Genomic DNA, 20,006 nt, shown 5'->3' on the forward strand with positions numbered 1-20,006 from the left:
AATTCTTATCGGTTTTATAAGAATTAATATGATACAGCTAGAGAAGGAGTTTACATCATGAATGATTCAGGTACTTATATAGTCTTTATTGAAATAGCTATTTATCTTATTTCTTTGCTTGGAATTGGATTCTATTTCAGTAAAAAGGGTTTAGACCATAGTGACTTTTTTTTAGGTGGAAACAAATTGCCGGGATGGGCACTTGCCTTTTCAGAAAGAGCTACTGGTGAATCTGCATATATGTTTTTAGGGGCAGTAGGTTTTATTTATATTTCTGGTTTATCAGGGATTTGGATTTTAGCGGGCATGTTTTTTGGTGTTGTTTTTTCATGGCTTTTTCTCGCTAAAAGGTTTATGGAGGAACGAAAAAAGTATAACGTTTATACGCTGCCAGATTATTTAGCCGTCAAATTTCCACAGCATGGACAGCTAATCAGATGGATATCAAGCATCATTATTGGAACATTTTTTATTTTTTATATATCTGGACAGTTCGCTGGAACAGGCAAAACACTCTATTCTATTTCTGGTGTTAATATTACTTGGGGTACGATTATTATTTCGGTCATTATTATTGCTTACTCATGTATGGGAGGATTCATGTCGGTCGTCTGGACAGATGTTGTCCAAAGCTTCCTCATGCTTGCTACCTTTATCGTAGTACCGATTGTCGCATATTCAGAAATACACGCGCAGCATCTCTCTATTTCGCATTCACTTGTTGAGATGGGAAATGGCGGCAATAGCTGGACTGGTGGATTGACAGGTATTAGCTTAGGCGTGTTAATATTTGCAAATTTTTCTTGGTTTTTTGGCTGGCTTGGGGGACAACCTCAGTTAAGCTCTAGATTTATGGCCTTGAAAGACGAAAAAGAAGTGAAACAAGCAAAAATAGTTGCCTTATCTTGGACTCTCGTTGTCTATGTAGGTGCTTTTTTAGTTGGAATCTTTGGGATTGCTCTATATGAGCAAGGGACATTAACCGATTCTGAAATGCTTTTGCCTTTTATGCTGGCAGATTTGCTGCCTCCTTGGGCCGCAGGAATTTTTATTGCGAGTATTTTAGCAGCTATTATGTCAACAGCCTCTTCACAATTAATGGTGATCACAACATCTGTCAGCGAAGATATTATCCATAAATCGTTGAATATAAAATTAACAAGCCGATCCCTGGTGACAATCTCTAGAATAACGGTAATAGCAGGAGGAACATTAGGACTTATTCTTTCTTTAGTCTCAGATTCTTTAATTTATACTGTCGTAAGCTTTGCGTGGGCGGGAATTGGAAATACTTTTTCTGCTGCAATACTGATGACATTCTTCTGGAAGAAAACATCAGGTGCTGGCATTGTTGCTGCCATTATTACTGGTTTTATCAGTGCAATAGTCTGGACAAGCTCTCCGTTGGAAGACATTGTCACTTCAAGAGCTAGTACGTTTTTTATTGCTATCTTTACCGGAATCATCGTAAGTTTGCTTATTCCAGATAAGAAAATAGAAATAGCAAATGAAGCAGTTGAAACTCCATAAGGCTGCACCTTTTTCTAAAGGACAGCCTTTTATAGGAGCTTATAGTTATTTGTCGCTTGTACGATCTCTTTCACTTCGATCAGTGAGGTTCTCTTAGCTCTACTGATAAGAAGCAGAACAAAGGTTTAGAACGTTCATTCTTCGTACAGAAACATTTGACTTCATTTATAATAGTATCAATTATGAAACTACTACAGTATTATATCGTTGGCTTATAAAAGGATCGATTGTCCAATGCAAAAATACGTTCCGTATATTCTCCTGGTTTTACATGCTGAAGTGCTCGATCTAGCATATTCATTTTTGCATCTAGGTTGTCTATGTAATGCAAAATCTCAGCCTCTTTGATTAATGGTGGTTTCGGACTGCCCCATTCTTGCTTTCCATGATGAGAAAGCACTAAGTGCTGTAGAATGACCACTTCTTCTCCTGTTATTCCGAGTTCATCTGCCGCTTTTCCAATTTCATTCACCATAATCGTAATATGGCCTAGCAAGTTCCCTACTACTGTATAAGAAGTAGAAATTGGCCCCGAAAGCTCTATAACCTTTCCGAGATCGTGAAGAATAACCCCTGCATACAATAAATCACGATTTAAGGAAGGATATAATTGAGCAATTGATTTTGCCAGGTCAAGCATTGACACAACATGATAAGCGAGTCCCGATACATATTCATGGTGATTTTTCGTTGCAGCAGGATATTCAAAAAAGACAGATTGATATTTTTTGAGCAAGTGTCTTGTAATCCTTTGAATATGAGAGTTTTTCATTTCAAAAATATATCGTGTTATTTTTTCAGCCATTTCCTCTTGGCTTAATGGTGCAGTCTCTAAAAAATCGGCTATGCGATAATTTTCTGTTGGAGCGATCGGGCGAATCTGCCTAAGCTTTAACTGATTGCGGCCGCGATAATTATGAATGTCGCCAACAACTTTGACAATTCTCTCAGCCTGGTAATTTTTCTCATCCTGGTCAGATGCGTCCCAGAGCTTGGCTTCGATTTCACCTGAGCTATCTTGTAAAATGAGTGTCAAGAAAGGCTTTCCGTTGCTTGCTATACTCTTTGTACTACTTTTAATTAATAGATAAAGCTCCACCTGCTCCCCTATTTCATGCTCTAAAAGTGCTTTTGTCATCGATATTCCCCCGATTTTCTCCTGTTTTTTAATTAAAGTATATCACAGGTCGCTCCTCTTTATCTCTTTGTGAAATTTTCTTCGTATTGTTGCAATTCAATGATTTGGCTTTTCGAAAAAAAGGGCAGTAAATGCTGATGGCAAGTAAAAAACAGCACTTGCGTGTCCTTCTGGAATTCTTTTAAAAGCTGTATTACCTTTGCCGTTCGCCGGTGATCAAAATTGACAAAACCATCATCGATGATAATAGGAAAAGCATATTCGGTTTGTAAAACAGCAACAAGGGCAAAGCGTAATGCAATGTATAATTGTTCCTTTGTTGCTTGACTGACTTCCTTCGCTTCGAACAATACGCGATCCTTTCTTTCGATGACAAAAACATCATCGGCCTGTATATGAATGCGAACATATTCGCCATCGGTTAGAAGCTTAAAATACTCCTGTGCTTTTTTCACTACTTTTGGCAATCTCTCTGCTTTTAAGCGTTTCATTGTTTCATGAAGCAGATGTTTAGCCAACTGATATTTCATCCATCTTCTTGCTGTTTCTCGGTAAATTGATTGCAAGTGATAAAAATGATGCAAGTGTTCAGTGTAAGTACCGCCTTCTTCTAACATTTTAATTTCGTAAGTTAAGTTGGCAAGGCGCTTGTGCATTTCCTCGAGTTGTGCTGTTGTTTGTTTTTTTTCTGTAAATAGCTTTGCTTGCTCTTGCTCTACGTTCAGCAATGATCGATAATGCCCGCTTTCCTTTATAGCTTCCTCAGAGAGCTGCTGTTCGATTAATAAAAGCCTCTCTTTTCGTTCTTTATATATATGTAGCGCTTCCGCCTTAGCCCAATACGCTTCTTCGTCATGTACATTTGCTGCTTGCAGCAAGGCTGCTGTTTCACGCAGCAAAGCTTCATGCTGCAATTGCACTTGCATCCTGTCATCCTCTAACGCTTGCAATTGTTTTTTCGCTTCGCGGTATAGCACCAACTGTTCATCTTCTCCTTTTAAACGTTCTTTCAAACGAATAACCCCTGTTTCATTTGCCTGCCATCCTGGCAAAAACGGTTGGACTAAAGCAGTAAGTTCTTGGTGCCATCGGCATTGCTTTTCACTCAAATCTGCAATTCTTTGCGCTTTATGATCCACTTTTTCCTGTAATAAAATGATCTCTCTTAATCGGTCTAATGCATCTTCCAGCTTTGTCGAAGCAAAATCAGCAGGAAGTTGAAGTATATGTTTAATCCGGAGAAGCTGCGCTTCGATATTTTTTTCCATCTTCTCTAAAGACGCTAATTGCTCCCTCGTTTCCCGCCATTCTATTTGTTGACGCTCTAAGCGAATAAGCTCTTCTTTCCAGGATGTGCGAAGCTGGCGCTGCTGTTCATAGCTTTCTTTCCAATTTTCGTGTTCAGCGCTTTTTTGCTTTAGTTCCGACTCTATGATTGCAGCTTCTTGTTTTAATTGTGTTAATATATGATCAAACGGGTCAACTTTCTTTTGTTTTGTAAAAAAACTTAGGTAAAGAACAGATAAAAAAGCGAGCAGGGAAGTACTTGCAAACAGCCATTGTAAAGCAATGACACTCCAAACAGTTATAGAAACAAAAAAGATTGCAGCCAAAGAACCTATCGTCCTTTTTACAGCTGCTGCTTTCTTCCGTTTTTCTCCCGCTTCCGTTTTTCTCTGTTGATAAAAATCGATTTGCGCTGTCATAACTTGCTGCTGTTGTTTTAAATCTTGCACTGCTTGTCCTTCATGATAAAGACGGTCTAAGCGGCGATAAGCTTCTTCATCCAACAGATTATTTTCGATTCGTGTACAAGCAGCTTCTGCCTCTTCTAATCGTTTTGTCTCATAGTTCCATTTTGTTAATATATCTTGTTTTTGAACTAGCAAACGATTGCTTTCCTGTACAGTATGGCGTATCTTTTCTTTCATATTCATGCCAAGCTGTCCGATCTGAAGCTGAGAAATTTCCTTATCATCAACATGAAGATCATTTTTTAATTTCTTTATTTGTTCCTTGCCATCTGACATTTCATATTGAAGTTGTACCAGATCATCGTTCCATTGCTGGACCTGAGGCCATTTCTCTAGTAATTGATCTATTTTGATTCTCGTTTCATTATTTGCTAATGTCGATTTCTTACATGAAATTGTTTTCTCAAGCTCACTTTGTTTTGTTCGATAAACATTGAGTTGTCCCCTCGTTAACCGCAGCTGCTCATTCATTTTTTCGAATCTAGCGATGCCATTAGCAGGAAAATCTAAGTCAGTTGAATCATTTAATTGCGATTGGAGCTGATTTCTTTCTTGTATCAAAGGCCATTCTTTCACAAGTTTTTCAAGCTTATAAGTTGCTTGCAGCTGTTCTTTCTGAAGCTGTTGCAATTTGTCTTTTTCTTTTTCAATTTTCGTTGTTTCAGCTACTAATCGAGCATATTGCTGCTGCTGTATTTTCCCTTTTTTCAACTCTTTTTCCGCTTGCCTTAGCTGTTGAAGCTGTTGATTAAGAATAGGCTTGCGGCCATTGGGCTTAAAAAGACTGTCAAGTTCTTTTTGCAGCTGCTGTTCAGCATGCAAAAGTGCATCAGTCCCAATCGTTCCGGCAGCAAGTAAATATCGTCCAATTTCTTCGCTCTTTAAAAGATGAACCCCTTGCAAACCATGGATATCAAAAGAAAAAATCCGCTGAAACATTGCTTTATCCATTCCCGACAAAAGCTGCTGCAATTCGAATTCTCCACCGACTGTACCATCTTGAAAATGAAGCGTAACATCCCCAACTGCTTTTCCCTTCATACGTTCAATGATTATTTCGCCATCAACTTCTGTTTCAACAATCAATCTGCCTCCATACTTAGAAGCATGCTTCGGTTCATATCGAGATGCCGTTTGCTGTTTCGTTGGAAATCCAAACAAAATACTATGGATAAAGGACATCATTGTAGACTTTCCTGCTTCATTGGCTCCATAAACTACTTGTAGACTAGACAAATGATGAAACTCTCTATCTACTAATTTTCCATATCCGACTATTTGAATACTTTTTAATTTCATTCGCTTCCGTTTTGAAAAACAGATATTGCTATGTTTTACGTACGGTTTCCCCCTTTTTTGAATGTATTACCGTCTATGTAATTTGTCTAACATAAGCGCTGCCGCCTCTTCTACGATTTTCATTTTCTCTTCTTCTGTAAGAGGCTCTAAATATCTACTGCCATAAGTATGTCCTGCCAAGTCTTGAATAGCGCCTAAAAATATGGACGATTCTCTTAGTTCAGAGACGCTTTCAGCAAGCTCTTCAGTAAAAGCTTGTTGTTGTATTTCATCTGCTCCAGAACGTATGTCTGATACATGTATAGAGTATATCCAAACAAAAGCCGCTTCCATTTCCTCTCCATCCTGCAGCACTTCTATTAATTCTCCGTTTTCAATTTTTTCTCGTGCATTAAATGAAAGCTTGTCTACATTTGTTAATATTAGTTCTAACATCAATCCTTGTTCTATTCTGCGAAAATGCTCTATTTTCTTTTTACATAATGCAAAAAGCTCGGAAAAATGCTCTATTCCAGCAGCTGAAAGGGAGAGAGATTCCCAAACAATATCCGCTGTTTCAATAAAATCCAGCTCTGAAGTTTCTTTAGAAAGAGAAACAAAGTAGCAGCCCTTTTCCCCAGTTTCTTTCCGATGGCGTCCTTGAATATTGCCAGGGTAAAGAACAACAGGATCCTCATGAAGGATCTTTCGTTGATGTATATGGCCAAGCGCCCAATAGTCCATGCCTTTCTCTAATAAATCAGCAAGCGAAAAAGGCGCATAAGGCTGATGAACCTTGCTCCCTCCTTCGCAATGTCCATGAAGCAAGCCAATATGGAAATGAGCATTGCCTGTTTTTACATATTGATTTACCTTTCTATCAAGGACATGACGATTAGGATAGCTGAAGCCATACAAATGAACGGTTGTACCATCTTCTTTCGTGTAGCGCTTCTTTTCTACCTGTGCAGAAAACGTCTGTACATTGCCTGGCATATCAATTGTTGTCCATAAACCGCCTAAATGATCATGATTGCCATGCAGCAAATAAACGTAGATTCCCATCTCTTCTAAGCGTTCTAATTGCTTTCTCATCCTTGCTTGTGCTTTGATACTGCGATCCTCGCCATCATACAAATCTCCACAAAGAAGGACAAAATCTACATGTCGTTTGATTGCAGCATCTACCACTTTTTCAAAGGCTGAAAAGGTGCTTTCTTGTATTCTTCTCCAAATCGAGCTCGGCAAATGCTGCAACCCTATAAATGGACTATCTAAATGCAGATCTGCTGCGTGGATAAATCGAACGCTAGTCATGAATAACCTCTCCTCATCGAATATACGTTCTTGTCCATTCATTATAAAGGATTTCACAAAAAAAAACACCGGATAACCGGTGTTTTTATAAAGTGAAGAAACTCTTTATTCATTTTTCGTCAATTGAAGTGCTTTTTTAATATCTTTAAAAGAACGAGAATGCCCGTACATGAGAACGCCGCCGCGATAGACTCTGGCACCAATTGTTGCTAAAATGCCAATAGTTAATACCATCAAGCTGATGGAAAGCATTGTTTCCCATAACGGTATATTCAGCATTCCCACCCTTAAAAACATGAGCATCGGTGTAAAAAATGGAATGAATGATGTTACCGTTACTACCGTTGATTCGGGATTGCTTAAACCATACATAGCAATGAAAAAGCCGATCATAAGGATAAAGGAAATCGGCATAAGCATTTGTTGTGCATCTTCCGTTCTACTGACAAGTGATCCAAGAAATGCTGCTAATGTCGCAAACAATAAATATCCTAATAAGAAAAAGACGATAGCGTACAAAATCGACGAAATAGATGTTTCTCCAAACCCGAAGAAATCAAAAAAACCGCCCTGTAGTGTATCAAAGTTTTTGCTAATCGCTACATATCCTATTCCAAGAAAAAGTGCCATTTGTGTTAAACTCACAAGAGCCAAACCAATAATCTTGGCAAACATTTGTTTTGTCGGTGAAACACTGGAAATAAGAATTTCCATCACTCGCGATGATTTCTCATTCGCAATTTCAATTCCGACTGTATTAGCATAAAAAATAACAGCAAAATAAATAATGAACAACAGAATGTAGACAAGTCCTCTTGCTTGGTTTAATTCCTCTTCTGATTTTGCATGCTCCATTAAGCTGACCTTTTCTAATAATACTGGACTATTTAATGATTCCAACTGTTCAGGTGATAGCTGAAGCTGTTCCGCAGCAAGAGTAGACTTTGTTGCCTGCAAAGCACTCTGCAACTCCATCGTTCTGCCTGATTGTGCAAGCGATGGGGCTTTATAAATGCCTTTCAGCACATTTGTTTTATCTGTTTCTAAAATAAGATAGCCATCATAAGTGCCTTTATTAACGGCCTTTTGCAGTGCTTCTTCTGTTTCTGCTACTTTCGTCAACATCATATCGTCCGTGACATCGCCAACATGTTGTTCAAACAATTCAAAAACACCAGTTGTCTGGTCGATAACTGCAAGATGATATTTTTCCGAATCGTTATCAAAAAAGGCAATAATCCTTCCAATGTTGGCAAAGAGGATTACAGCGATAAGCATAATCACTGTTGTCACAATAAAGGATTTTGACTTTAACTTTGTAAAATAAGTATGGCCGAGCATAATGCCAAATTTATTCATATGCTGCACCTACCTTCTCAATAAAGATATCATTTAACGATGGTTCTTCTAACTCAAACTTACGAATAAAGCCTTTGCCAGCGATCTGATTTAAAATAGCTTGGGCTGTTTCTTCATTCTCAATTTGCAGCTTCACACCTTCAGTGGTTTTCCTCCAGTTAAGTACCCCATGAAATTGTTCCAAAAATTGCAAATCCATATCTGCATGAATGACGACATTCTTTTTGCCAAAAGCACTTTTGACTTCACGCAGACTACCGTGTACAACAGGTTGTCCATGATGCATAATACATAAGCTTTCACACATCTCCTCCACATGCTCCATGCGGTGACTGGAAAAAACAATAGTAGAGCCATTTTCCTTTAGATCAAGGACAGCACTTTTCAGCATTTCGACATTTACTGGATCAAGTCCACTAAACGGTTCGTCGAGGATGAGCAATGTGGGCTTATGTAAAACCGCAGCAATAAATTGAATTTTTTGTTGATTCCCTTTTGATAATTCTTCTACTCTTTTATTTTCATATGCCGGTATGTGAAAACGGTCTAGCCATTTTGATAATTCTTTTGCTGCCTCCTGTTTGTCCATTCCCCGCAGTCTCGCCAAATAAATCAACTGATCCTTTACTTTAAGCTTTGGATATAAACCACGTTCCTCTGGCAAATAGCCAATAAAGGCACTCGCAGCATCATTAATTTCACGCTGATTCCAAGTTATTCTTCCTTCATTTGCAGTCAGTAAACCTAAAATCATTCTAAATGTTGTTGTTTTGCCAGCTCCATTTGCTCCCAAGAAGCCAAACATCGCTTTTTCAGGAATGGATAAGGTTAAGTTATTTACTGCTGTAAATGAACCAAAACGCTTCGTAACATTTTCCAACTGTAATGACATGCTTTCATCTCCTTCATCTAGACGACATTATTCTAGGAAATAATATCAAAATTACGCAAATAAAGAATCATCTAATCATTTTAATGTAGACGATGGACTATCTAGCAGTAAACGATCTTCTATTTATACGATTAAATCTCCAATAAGGTTCATTTTTTTTAAAAAAATGCATTTCTCTTTCTAATCAGCAGCTATTATGTAAAAATAATGATAATTCTTTTTTTATGTAAAGGGGGATTTTAACATGCCAAGCTATAAACTAACTGCTTTTGAACCAAATGGAGAAAAAATAATCGATGAAACCTTTGATGCTGTCGATGATCATGAAGCAAAAACAAAAGGTGCAGCGCTAATCGAAGAACAAGGGCTGCAAGAAAAAACGCATCGCTGTACTTCTCCAACTGGAAAATTACTTCTGTTTCATCCATAATACGGCTTTAGAATGGACTGAGATAAGCTTCCCTTCGGTTTTATCATTTTGTCTTTGCTTCGATTAGAGCATCAAAGAGGCCTTCGTTATATTTGAACGAGGCCTCCTCAATAGATAATCCTGCCTTATTCCTCTCTTGTTTTAACTGGATTTCCGAAAAGAATTCTCCCACTGAAGGGCATAGCCCAATGAAAGTGGGAGATGAATTTTCGGTTGGCGTAAGCCAACAGATTGTTCTATGATTAGTCTATACAATATGGAGTTTGATAGCACTATAAAAAACCATGCTTGATTAAGTCTGTAACCATTTCTAAAACATCTACAAATAAATATTTCGCTTCTGTATTAGTAAAAGAAAATCAACAATTACTTCCAAAACATGCAAGTAAAAATTTGCTGAAACTCGCCATCTAGTTGGTATTTTCTCTAGGGATAGGGACTACCCTTATAGCTTGGTAAATATAGATAGCTAACAAAAGTATCTAGTTCCCAAGAAGCTCCCACTTCAATCAGACCGCAAGGTAATAAGTGGTGAGTAGTTCACAATCCTTTCTATCCCCCTATAAAATGCGGCTCTCTTTTTTCGACAAACGCTTTAATTCCTTCTTGATGATCAACAGTTTGCCGCATTTTCCACTGTCCTTTTGTTTCTAATGCTAATGTCTGCCTTAACTGTTCTCGATGTAATTGTGTATATACATTTTTTGTTTCTATCATTGCCAACAATGGTTTTCTCTTCCACTTCTCAAGTCGGTTTTTCACGGCAGTTTGTAAATAATCCGTTGTTTCATCAATCAGTCCAATGTGTTTTGCTTCAGCCGCTGTCAGTATTTTTCCTTCCCAAATAAGCTTTTTCGCTTTCTCTTCCCCTATTCGTCGTTTTAAAAAGAAATGGCCTCCCCCATCTGGCATCAATCCAATACCGATAAAATTCATGGCGAGTTTACTCTTGTCGTGGCAAATAATATGATCCGCCGCTAATGCAAGGCTTAGTCCAAGTCCAGCAGCTGCTCCTTCTACGGCAGCAATTGTTAATTTCGGCATCTCATAAAGGATTGTCATCATGTCGTTAATATTCTTCATCACTGCTGCAAATGGTTCTTCCCCTTGGATCGTCAGCATCTCCTTTATATCTCCTCCTGCAGAGAAAGCGTTGTCATTTCCTTGTAAAATGACTACTTTTACTTGGTCATTGCAGCTGATTGTTTTTAAACAATCGACAATCTCCTGTATCATTGTTGAATTCAATGCATTTAGCGATTGTGGCCGATTTAATTTAATATATGCCTCTTGATCTATTACTTCTAATTCTATCAATTCATACATGTTTCTCATTTGTACACTCCCCATCCCCAAATATTGTCTATGCCCATCATAACTGAATGATCATTCATTTTCAACCAGGAAAGGTTATTTAATCATTTTATGGGTATTAAGTACTATTAAAAAGAAATTTTATCGTATTTTTTTCCTATTTATCTAGTATTTTTTGTGATTTTGCACTATGATTGAGGCAAGAACGAAATTACCGAGGTGTGGATAAAATGGCTTTTTTATCAAAAAAGAAAAAACGCTTACATTTAGAACAACATAAGGAACAAATGAAAACTAAGGTTACACTATCGTCATCTTTACCTGGCACAATCGATAGACAACTAAAAATGATCGATTTGACATTAGACGACTTAGCCATTTTAAAGGTTTTTCAACCCTATATTGAAGATAATATCAATACAATTGTCGCACGTTTTTATGCCCAAATTCAAACAGAGCCTGCCGTTGCAAAAATCATTGAGAAACACAGCAATGTCGAAAGGTTAAGCAAGACCCTTGCAATACATATAAGAGAAATGTTCAATGGCATCATTGATCAAGCTTTTGTCCAACAAAGATTTCAGATCGCTCATGTTCATCTTAAAATTGGTTTAGATGTAAAATGGTACTTAAGTGCCTTTCAGCAACTCTTAGAGGACTTTATTTTCTTAATAAGGAAAACTCCTTACGAAGAAGCAGATAAATTTAGGATTTTTCATTCTGTTTCAAAAATATTAAATATCGAACAGCAAATTGTTCTTGAGGCATATAAATTAGAGCATGAAAATCAAATGCGGAAGGAACAAGCATATAAGGACAGGGTGCAGGAAGCAACAACTGAAAGTACAAAAGTATTAAATAATATTAGTGTTTCTGTTAATCAATCACTCGAAAAAGTAAAAACGTTTCTAATAGAAATTAAAACTGCCTCGTCTGATAGTATGAAAGAAACTGTCTTTTTAGAGGAGCAAGCTGCAGAAGCAGAAGAAAGAATTAGTAAAATTGCTTTTGAAATGCAGCAGATTCATGAACGAATGAAGTTAATGGAAACGAATATTAGAGAGTTAAAAGAATTGAATAACCAAATTAATGAAGTCGCTGCTATGGTAACAACAATTGCTGACCAAACAAACCTTTTAGCTTTAAATGCTTCAATTGAAGCGGCAAGAGCTGGCGAACATGGTAAAGGATTTGCTGTCGTAGCCTCTGAAGTAAGAAAACTTGCGGAACATACAAAGGAATCGGTGAATCAAGTACATCAACTGCTAAACAATACGGATGAAAAATCACACACTATTTCTACTTCCATTAGAGAACTGCAAACATTTATTTCATCTGAAAACAAAAATATTGCTTCTACAACCGAATATTTTGAAATGACAGTACATGCAATGAACCAATTAAAAGGTAAAAACATGACCATCGATACACAAATTCATGAACTGCTCGAAAAATTATCGGAACTAGGTGAATCTGCAAATAAAGTTGCAGTAGCTTCTGAAGAACTCCTCTATGTAACAGGAAATAGAGATACATAATTGGTGTTAGCATAAAATAGAGCATGTCTTTGCTTTTTTTTTGTGATTTAATCCTATATCTAATGTGAGAATTGGGGGGAAACTTTCCGGTCTGACTTCTCGATTTAATGATATTTAGGTCGTGTCAATTTGAACGCTTACAGAATAAGAGACTTCACTTTAGTCAATTGTCATATAGGTGATCCTATCCTGTCGTGAATGACTTTCTGTAAGCTTTCACTATACTGTTTCATCAGTTTCATTCACTGTCGTAATTAAAATAAGAAATAAAAAAACCGATAAAAGTAAAGAATGAATATTTTTCATTCAGATCTTTTAGTATTTTTACTAGTTATACACTATGATAATAGAACAATTATGATGGCGGAGTGTGCATAAATGGGCTTTTTTAAAAAATGGGATAAAAAAGGGATAAGTTTAGCCGAAAAGCAGGAAAAAAGTAGATCAAAAGTATTCATACAACAGCAGCTGCCAGGAACGATAAACTTGCAATTAAAAATGATTCATTTAACAGTAGATGATTTAGCTCTTTTGAAAGTCTTCCAACCATTAGTGGAAAAAAATATTGATAGTATCGTAACACACTTTTATGATCATATTGAACAAGAATCAGGCGTGTTTAAAATCATTAAAGAACACAGTAGTGTCGAAAAATTAAGAATAACCTTAACAAAACATATCCAAGAAATGTTTAATGGCGTTATTGATGATTATTTTTTAGAGCAGAGATCACGGATTGCTCATGTTCATTTGAAAATAGGCTTAGATATTAAATGGTATTTAAGCGCTTTCCAAAACTTATTAAAAGATTTTACCGATATCATTGTACAAACGGGATATGAGGAAAAAGAAAAATTTTTGCTCCTGCAGGCAGTAACAAAAATTCTCAATCTTGAACAACAAATTGTTTTGGAAGCGTATAAAAGCGAATATGAAAATAATATAGAAGAAGAACAAATATACAAAAACAAAGTTCAGCACGCGACAACTATCAGTGCGAAAAATTTAACTAATATTAGCCAATCTGTTAATCTTTCGCTAGAAAAAATAAAACATTTTCTTCTTGATATAAAATCTGCCTCCAATGGAAGCATTCATGAAGCGGCCTTGTTAAGTCAACAAGCAGAGGAAGCAGAAGGCAAGATGAACTCGGTTGTTTCGGAAATGGAGCAGATTCAAGAACAGATGCATGTAATGGAAAAAAACATCTTTGAGCTTAATCGTTTAAACGAACAAATTAATGATGTTGCAACAATGGTTACAAATATTGCCGAACAGACTAATTTATTAGCTCTGAATGCGTCGATTGAGGCAGCAAGGGCTGGAGAACATGGAAAAGGGTTTGCAGTTGTTGCTTCTGAAGTAAGAAAATTAGCGGGACATACGAAAGAATCTGTCAATCAAGTGCATGCATTATTAAAAGATACGAACGAAAAATCAAAGTTCATTTCAGGGTCAATCAATGAGTTAAAAGCGATGATTTCTCAAGAAAACAACCGTATTTGCTCTACAAATGAATATTTTCACACAACTGTTGGTGCAATGAATAAATTAAAAAATAAAAATGTGACAATTGATCAGCAAATCCAGGAATTGCTGGAAAAAATCTCTGAAATAGAAGAGACAGCAAATGAAGTAGCCATTGCTTCAAAACAGCTAGTGAACGCAACTGCTGATTCAGAGGCTTAACCTCCTGCCTCCAAGAAGCAGGGGGCTCTCCTTATCCCCACTGCTTTAAGAGGAATAAAGGCTTCAAACCCAAAACCACCATGAACCGCTCCTCATGCAATAAGAAAAATTTTTCGAATACAATATGTTTGGTCATCTCATGACATTCATTTTCTTTAGAAAATCAATCGGATGCTGTTTTCTAAATTGTTCTTTAATCATATAATAGACTCCGTTATCATTGTGGGAACGTGTTACCCAATCAGCAGCTTTTATTAATTTGTCATGGGCATTCCCCATTGCTACACCGAGCCCAGCCCACTCTAGCATTGGCAAATCATCAATGCCGCTCCCAATCGCAACTACATGCTCTCGCTGAATTCCTAAACGTTCACATACATAAAGCAAACCCTTTAATTTTGAAATCCCTTTTGAAACAAGAATCAGTTTATTTTTATCTTGGTGAATGCAAACAACTTCATCATACATCGCCTCAATCGATTTCTCCACATCCAGCAAATCATTTTCACGATTAAAATGAACCTCTAAATGTGGTGGCGAAACAGGGTTTTCATGTAACTTTTCACTGATGCATTCGACAAATTGCTCAGAATAAGAAAATCGATTTGATGACTGAAACACTACTTTTCCCAACAAATTTTCAGGAAGCTTATGTTTATTTGCCATAGAAAATTGTTCATGAACAAGACGAATTTGACAATCAAATTGCTCAAGAAATTGCACTAACTCAACCGTGATTTTTTCTGATATACGCTTGACCAAAACGGGTTTTTGTTGTTCTTCTGCAATAAACGCGCCACTATGCGCGATTAGTGCAGAATCTAATCTCAATGTTTTGGCCAATTGTTTTGCAGCAGGAAAAGCGCGTGCTGTCACAATCGTTACATGAACTCCCTTTTTCACAACATATTCAATTGCTTCTTTCGTTTTTTTATTTAAACGCCCATTATCTTGCAGCAATGTTCCATCTACGTTTACCGCTAACAATCTATGCTGTATCACCATGCATTGTTCCCCCTCTGCCTTTATTCATGGTTTGCTAATATCATTATTTCTTTCTAAAAGTTCGAATCCCCACAATGAAACCTGAGTCTATTTCAATTAGGTATAAATTCTCATCTAAGTGTAATCGTCTCTAGTACAGCTTATAAGCAGGATTATTTTATTATTATGATGAAGCTTGTAATGATAGAACTACAGGATATACATTGCCAGTAATGAACTTGCTGCTTTTTTCTCCTGCTCCATCCACAAGAAAAAACCAGCTTCATGCTCGAAACTGGCTTTTGGATATTTTTAGTAGACAAGGGAATTATTCTTGTTCAGTTAGCGGACCGTACAATTCTTCCAAAGGCTTCATAATAATTTTGTTTAACTCATTAATCATCATGCTCATTCGCTGTTCTGCTTCCATTAATTTTCCGATTTTTTCGTTTTGTTGAACAAGTGCTGCTGATTGTTGTGCTTTCAAAACTTCTTCTTCTGTTATTTCTTGATTTGTAATCTGCTTTTCTTGCAGCTTCATTTGAATTTCTCGAAATTGATGAAACATGTTTTTCGTGCTTTCATCTTCATTCACTTCTTGATACATATCTTTTAACTTTCCAAATTCAGCACTGCTGCGGAGTGCTTTTTCCAATTCATAGGCGTAATCATACATATTTGCTTTCATTACATTTCCTCCTCCTCATAAGATCGATAATGAAGAAAATCGATCTTATGTCATCCATTATTTGGATAACACATATGAACTCTTTTAACTATAACAGAGTATGGCATTCATTGAAAGAATGTTCTTTTTTCGAAATATTCCCTTACATATACTACTCAAATGTCGATTATGAATCGCTTAAGTAAACATCACAATGATCCCTTGAACTATTCCGATTAAACCGCCTAACAACGCCCCAAGATAAGTAATCATTTTCAGCTCTCGCTTAGAAATATCAAGAATCATTTGTTCTAATGTTTGTAATGAAAAAGAAGCCACTTGATCGCGTACAATGGTAGAAACTTGTAGTTTCTGTAAAATCTCATCTACACTCTCTGCAAGGAATGTCCCTGTCGCTTTAATGATATTGGGTATCGTTTTTTCCCTTATGGTTTGCTGGTAAGGAGCTGCCCACTCTTGTATCGGTTTATTTAACCATGACTCTATAGGAACCGTTTTCCATAGCCACTTATTTAGATGCTGAAGTATTTTTTCATTATCTACAGCTGGAATCAGCTCTTTTACTTTTTTATCTTTCCATTTCTCCCATTCAGTTTCTATCAATGTAATGGTCATATTTTTAGTACGTTGGTTATTTAACAGTTTTATTATCTCGGGCTGTAATTTTTCTGCAAGTGATGTATTTCCTAACATCATTTTCACCATACTGCCTAATTTTCCACGTTCTTTTAAAAAATCGTCAATCATTTGCTCAATACTTACTTTTCCTTCTTCACTAGAAAAAAATGAAATGGCTTTTTGTAATAGAAAATCCGCTGCTAATGGAGCCTGTGCATCTAATCGATGCAGCCATTGTTCTGGCAATAATGTTCTTAGTGATTTTTCCATCCATTCGTTTGTTGTTTCCAAGTATTGTTTTTCTATACGTTTCTCAACATATGTGTGAATTTTTTCCAACGGATGATCGATTTGTAATTTTTCAAGGACATCCTTTGTTGTTGCCTGTGTTTGCAGCCATGCAGTTAGGCGTTCATCTGTCCAAGCAATCATCTCTTTTTGGAATATTTTATCCTTAAATTTCTCCTGAATACTCTCTGGTGTTATCAGGTGATTAACAACAAGTTTACCTAGCTGATCAGCGATTTCATCCTGCCTTTTAGGGATCAAACCAGGCGTAAAAGGCAGTTTCCATTTCCCTATATAAATAGGGTTATATGGGCGAAACAGCATCTTAATTGCTAAAAAATTTGTCATACCGCCTATTATAGCCCCAATGACTGCCATAAATAATATTCCCCATGGTGAGTCCATCTATCTTCAACCTTTCTATTCCAGTCTAAGCTATCTGTAATCGATTATACGGATGAATGCCCCTATTCTGCAAATAGTTCGAACGAACCTTTTCATTCAAAGACATTACGCCGATAGGATTATGCTATCATTTAATAGATGCAATTGATACAACCTGTCAAACCGAGGCCAAAAAGAAACGGAAAAAATTCTGTTTAACAGAAAAAATAAGGAGGTAGATTTGAGTGCAGCATTTTCAATATGAATCACTTTATCATAACGAGCAAATACCGGGCTGGAGAATTTCATTTTATTTCAAAAAACAAAAATGGGAAGGCATTTATCATTCAAATGGCAAGATTGAATGGAGAAATCCACTTCCTGCAGCAGATCAAACCGATATTGAAAAGCAAGTGCACGAATTAATGATATTCCACGTCTATGATCAACAAAAATAAGGTGAAAACATCCATCAGTAAGGTTTTCTCTCTTTCTCCATCCTTTGCGCCCAACCTAATCGATATTTAATTCATGGTGGGGTCTTTAAAAACTTTTTTCTAATAAATAACAATAATAAGAATAAAAACCATGCATGCAGCCATCCTCTATCAGCTTAAACTAAGTAAAAGGAGGATGATGTTATGGTAGAGAAAAAAGAAGAACCAGAATTTTTACCTGATACAACTTATGAAGGCCGCAGCAAAGCATACTTTGACATCGATAGGATGATCAATGAAGGTATGGCAGGAGGCTCTGTTCACATGCGCGAGGAGACAACAAATATTGATGAAGCAATGGAACTGACACAAGAAGCAGCACCTCATGAAGAACAGCCATAAAAAGTAAGAAGAAGCTCCCAAACAATGATCATTAACGTTAGGAGCTTCTTCATCTATTCATCCTCGTTATCTGCTTTTCACAAGCATATTCACGGCTTCTTGAATGGCTTCCTCGGCATTCATCCCATCTTCTTTAGAATTTTGAATACAGGACTCCAAATTTTTAGCCACAATAAGGCCAATAGCACGATCTACTGCAGAACGAACAGCTGATAACTGTGTTACCACATCCTTGCAGTATTTTCCTTCATCCATCATTTTGATGACGCCTCGCACCTGTCCTTCTAAACGGCGTAAGCGATTTTTCATCTCTTGTGAATATTCCATGTCCTACACCTCGATTACTTATCCTACCCCATAGTGTATAAAAAAATGCTTACTTTATCAATCGATATCCTATGATTTTAAAAAACGATTTATTACAATAAAGACATATCTATCTTCGCTTCTTAAAAGCGGAAAATAATTAGCAAAGAGGAGTAGTAATGATAGAACAAATAAAAAAGTTATTTTCTAGCATTTACAACTTATCTTGCCTGTTTAGACTTTGACAACAACATACGTAAGCATGATGCCTAAAAACATTGCAGGACTTTTAGGCATGTTGTCCATAGGAGTTTGATACGGCTTTCATTAAAATAAAAGTACAGATTACCTTTAGGAGGCTTTTCAAATGGCAGAACTTCAATTGGAGCATATATATAAAGTTTATGATAATAAGGTCGCGGCTGTAAAAGACTTTAATTTAAATATTGAAGATAAAGAATTTATCGTATTTGTTGGACCTTCTGGCTGTGGGAAATCCACAACATTACGAATGATTGCTGGATTAGAGGAGATTACGAAGGGAAATTTTTACATAGATGGAAAACGGGTTAATGATGTTGCACCAAAAGACCGTGATATTGCCATGGTTTTTCAAAACTACGCCTTATATCCTCATATGAGTGTGTATGATAATATGGCATTCGGCTTAAAATTACGCAAATTGCCAAAAAAAGAAATTGAAAAAAGGGTAAAAAATGCAGCAAAAATTCTTGGATTAGAAGCATACTTAAATCGAAAGCCAAAAGCACTTTCTGGAGGACAGCGCCAACGGGTAGCACTTGGGCGTGCAATTGTTCGCGATGCAAAAGTGTTTCTAATGGATGAACCGTTATCAAACTTAGATGCAAAGCTTCGTGTACAAATGCGTGCTGAAATTGCTAAGCTCCATCAACGTCTGAAAACAACAACCATTTATGTCACTCACGACCAAACAGAAGCAATGACTATGGCCACACGTATCGTTATTATGAAAGATGGCATGATTCAACAGATTGGGTCTCCAAAGGAGGTATATGATAATCCCGATAATGTATTTGTCGGTGGTTTTATCGGATCACCTGCAATGAATTTTTTTCGTGGCAAACTAGAAGACGGTCATTTTATACTTAATGAAAAAACTACAATCTCTATTCCTGAAAGAAAAATGAATGCTCTTAGAGAGTATGGCTATGTTGGCAAACAAATAATTCTCGGCATCCGTCCAGAAGATATTCATAACGAACCAATTTTCATTGATGCTTCCGTCAATACAAAGATTACTGCTACTATTGATGTCGCTGAATTAACGGGTGCTGAGATGATGCTTTATTCACAAATTGTTGGTCAAGAATTTATCACACGCATTCATGCTAGAAGTGAAATCCAAGCCGGAGAAACCATTGATCTTGCTTTCGATATGAACAAAGTACACTTTTTTGATAGTGAAACTGAAGCAAGGATTGGAGTTGACAAATAACGCTGCAAAAATATCATCACTCCGTTTTTTTTCATGAGAATCATTCGAAAAACATTCATAATATCTACATCATATTAAAAAAAAATCTGAGGTTGGGACAAAACCCACCTCTGACATGAAAAAGCCGGTGAAATTTTACGACGAGTAAAATTTCACCGGCTTTGATAACTTTTGCATTAAAAT

General features: G+C 36.7%; 17 protein-coding genes and 2 pseudogenes. 9 read left to right on the forward strand and 10 right to left on the reverse strand.

Going from position 1 to position 20,006, the window contains the following annotated elements; all coding sequences use genetic code 11:
• The first annotated feature begins 57 nt into the window (after window positions 1-57).
• The gene (locus J2S08_RS03085; protein ID WP_307226549.1) at window positions 58-1,530 is read left to right on the forward strand and encodes a sodium/proline symporter; all 1,473 of its coding nucleotides are present in this window, start codon (window positions 58-60) and stop codon (window positions 1,528-1,530) included.
• A 199-nt stretch (window positions 1,531-1,729) separates the two neighbouring features.
• Here the strand turns inward: J2S08_RS03085 and yhaM are convergent, their stop codons facing one another.
• The 5 genes from yhaM to J2S08_RS03110 form a co-directional block, all read right to left on the reverse strand.
• Window positions 1,730-2,668 (reverse strand): 3'-5' exoribonuclease YhaM, encoded by a 939-nt coding sequence (gene yhaM / locus J2S08_RS03090; RefSeq protein ID WP_307226551.1) that lies wholly within the window; start codon window positions 2,666-2,668, stop codon window positions 1,730-1,732.
• A gap of 59 nt (window positions 2,669-2,727) precedes the next feature.
• The gene (locus J2S08_RS03095; RefSeq protein ID WP_307226553.1) at window positions 2,728-5,721 is read right to left on the reverse strand and encodes an AAA family ATPase; all 2,994 of its coding nucleotides are present in this window, start codon (window positions 5,719-5,721) and stop codon (window positions 2,728-2,730) included.
• A 66-nt stretch (window positions 5,722-5,787) separates the two neighbouring features.
• Window positions 5,788-7,017 carry a metallophosphoesterase family protein gene (locus J2S08_RS03100; RefSeq protein ID WP_307226555.1) on the reverse strand — a complete coding sequence of 410 codons (1,230 nt, stop codon included), beginning with the start codon at window positions 7,015-7,017 and terminating at the stop codon, window positions 5,788-5,790.
• Window positions 7,018-7,122: 105 nt separating this feature from the next.
• Complete coding sequence (locus tag J2S08_RS03105) at window positions 7,123-8,376, reverse strand: ABC transporter permease (protein WP_307226557.1); 1,254 nt, start codon at window positions 8,374-8,376, stop codon at window positions 7,123-7,125.
• The gene (locus J2S08_RS03110) at window positions 8,369-9,268 is read right to left on the reverse strand and encodes an ABC transporter ATP-binding protein (protein ID WP_307226559.1); all 900 of its coding nucleotides are present in this window, start codon (window positions 9,266-9,268) and stop codon (window positions 8,369-8,371) included. Before J2S08_RS03110 ends, J2S08_RS03105 begins: the two co-directional genes overlap by 8 nt.
• A gap of 244 nt (window positions 9,269-9,512) precedes the next feature.
• On the opposite strand from J2S08_RS03110, the gene J2S08_RS03115 reads away from it, so the two are divergent.
• Window positions 9,513-9,698 (forward strand): YhzD family protein, encoded by a 186-nt coding sequence (locus J2S08_RS03115; protein ID WP_307226561.1) that lies wholly within the window; start codon window positions 9,513-9,515, stop codon window positions 9,696-9,698.
• A gap of 552 nt (window positions 9,699-10,250) precedes the next feature.
• Here the strand turns inward: J2S08_RS03115 and J2S08_RS03120 are convergent.
• Window positions 10,251-11,033 (reverse strand): enoyl-CoA hydratase, encoded by a 783-nt coding sequence (locus tag J2S08_RS03120; RefSeq protein WP_307226563.1) that lies wholly within the window; start codon window positions 11,031-11,033, stop codon window positions 10,251-10,253.
• A 326-nt stretch (window positions 11,034-11,359) separates the two neighbouring features.
• Here J2S08_RS03120 and J2S08_RS22370 point away from each other — a divergent pair.
• The 4 genes and pseudogenes from J2S08_RS22370 to J2S08_RS22720 form a co-directional block, all read left to right on the forward strand.
• Window positions 11,360-11,737: pseudogene (locus tag J2S08_RS22370) on the forward strand (protoglobin domain-containing protein); the annotation flags it as partial.
• Window positions 11,738-11,752: 15 nt separating this feature from the next.
• A complete protein-coding gene (locus tag J2S08_RS22375) occupies window positions 11,753-12,550 on the forward strand; it encodes a methyl-accepting chemotaxis protein (protein ID WP_442320835.1) in 798 nt (265 codons plus the stop codon).
• A gap of 498 nt (window positions 12,551-13,048) precedes the next feature.
• A pseudogene (locus tag J2S08_RS22380) lies at window positions 13,049-13,426 on the forward strand (protoglobin domain-containing protein); the annotation flags it as partial.
• Window positions 13,409-14,239, forward strand: a complete 831-nt coding sequence (locus J2S08_RS22720; RefSeq protein ID WP_442320836.1) for a methyl-accepting chemotaxis protein — start codon at window positions 13,409-13,411, stop codon at window positions 14,237-14,239. The pseudogene J2S08_RS22380 and the gene J2S08_RS22720, both read left to right, overlap by 18 nt.
• Before the next feature lie 132 nt (window positions 14,240-14,371).
• Here J2S08_RS22720 and J2S08_RS03135 read toward each other — a convergent pair whose 3' ends face one another.
• From J2S08_RS03135 to J2S08_RS03145, 3 genes are all read right to left on the reverse strand, one after another.
• On the reverse strand, window positions 14,372-15,238 hold the full coding sequence (locus J2S08_RS03135; RefSeq protein WP_307226599.1) for a Cof-type HAD-IIB family hydrolase: 867 nt from the start codon (window positions 15,236-15,238) through the stop codon (window positions 14,372-14,374).
• Between the two features lie 313 nt (window positions 15,239-15,551).
• The gene (locus tag J2S08_RS03140; protein WP_307226569.1) at window positions 15,552-15,911 is read right to left on the reverse strand and encodes a YlbF/YmcA family competence regulator; all 360 of its coding nucleotides are present in this window, start codon (window positions 15,909-15,911) and stop codon (window positions 15,552-15,554) included.
• A 177-nt stretch (window positions 15,912-16,088) separates the two neighbouring features.
• Window positions 16,089-17,222 carry a DUF445 domain-containing protein gene (locus J2S08_RS03145; protein ID WP_307226571.1) on the reverse strand — a complete coding sequence of 378 codons (1,134 nt, stop codon included), beginning with the start codon at window positions 17,220-17,222 and terminating at the stop codon, window positions 16,089-16,091.
• A 224-nt stretch (window positions 17,223-17,446) separates the two neighbouring features.
• On the opposite strand from J2S08_RS03145, the gene J2S08_RS03150 reads away from it, so the two are divergent.
• Both J2S08_RS03150 and J2S08_RS03155 read left to right on the forward strand, forming a co-directional pair.
• On the forward strand, window positions 17,447-17,659 hold the full coding sequence (locus J2S08_RS03150; protein WP_307226572.1) for a DUF5342 family protein: 213 nt from the start codon (window positions 17,447-17,449) through the stop codon (window positions 17,657-17,659).
• A gap of 183 nt (window positions 17,660-17,842) precedes the next feature.
• Window positions 17,843-18,040, forward strand: a complete 198-nt coding sequence (locus tag J2S08_RS03155; protein WP_307226574.1) for a hypothetical protein — start codon at window positions 17,843-17,845, stop codon at window positions 18,038-18,040.
• Window positions 18,041-18,106: 66 nt separating this feature from the next.
• On the opposite strand, the gene J2S08_RS03160 is transcribed toward J2S08_RS03155, so the two are convergent.
• Complete coding sequence (locus tag J2S08_RS03160; protein WP_307226576.1) at window positions 18,107-18,367, reverse strand: metal-sensitive transcriptional regulator; 261 nt, start codon at window positions 18,365-18,367, stop codon at window positions 18,107-18,109.
• A gap of 346 nt (window positions 18,368-18,713) precedes the next feature.
• Here J2S08_RS03160 and J2S08_RS03165 point away from each other — a divergent pair, with 346 nt between their 5' ends.
• A complete protein-coding gene (locus J2S08_RS03165) occupies window positions 18,714-19,823 on the forward strand; it encodes an ABC transporter ATP-binding protein (protein WP_307226578.1) in 1,110 nt (369 codons plus the stop codon).
• The last annotated feature ends 183 nt before the right edge of the window (window positions 19,824-20,006 follow it).

It is taken from the genome of Bacillus chungangensis (genome assembly GCF_030812995.1).
Classification (GTDB): Bacteria; Bacillota; Bacilli; order Bacillales; family Bacillaceae_C; genus Bacillus_CF; species Bacillus_CF chungangensis.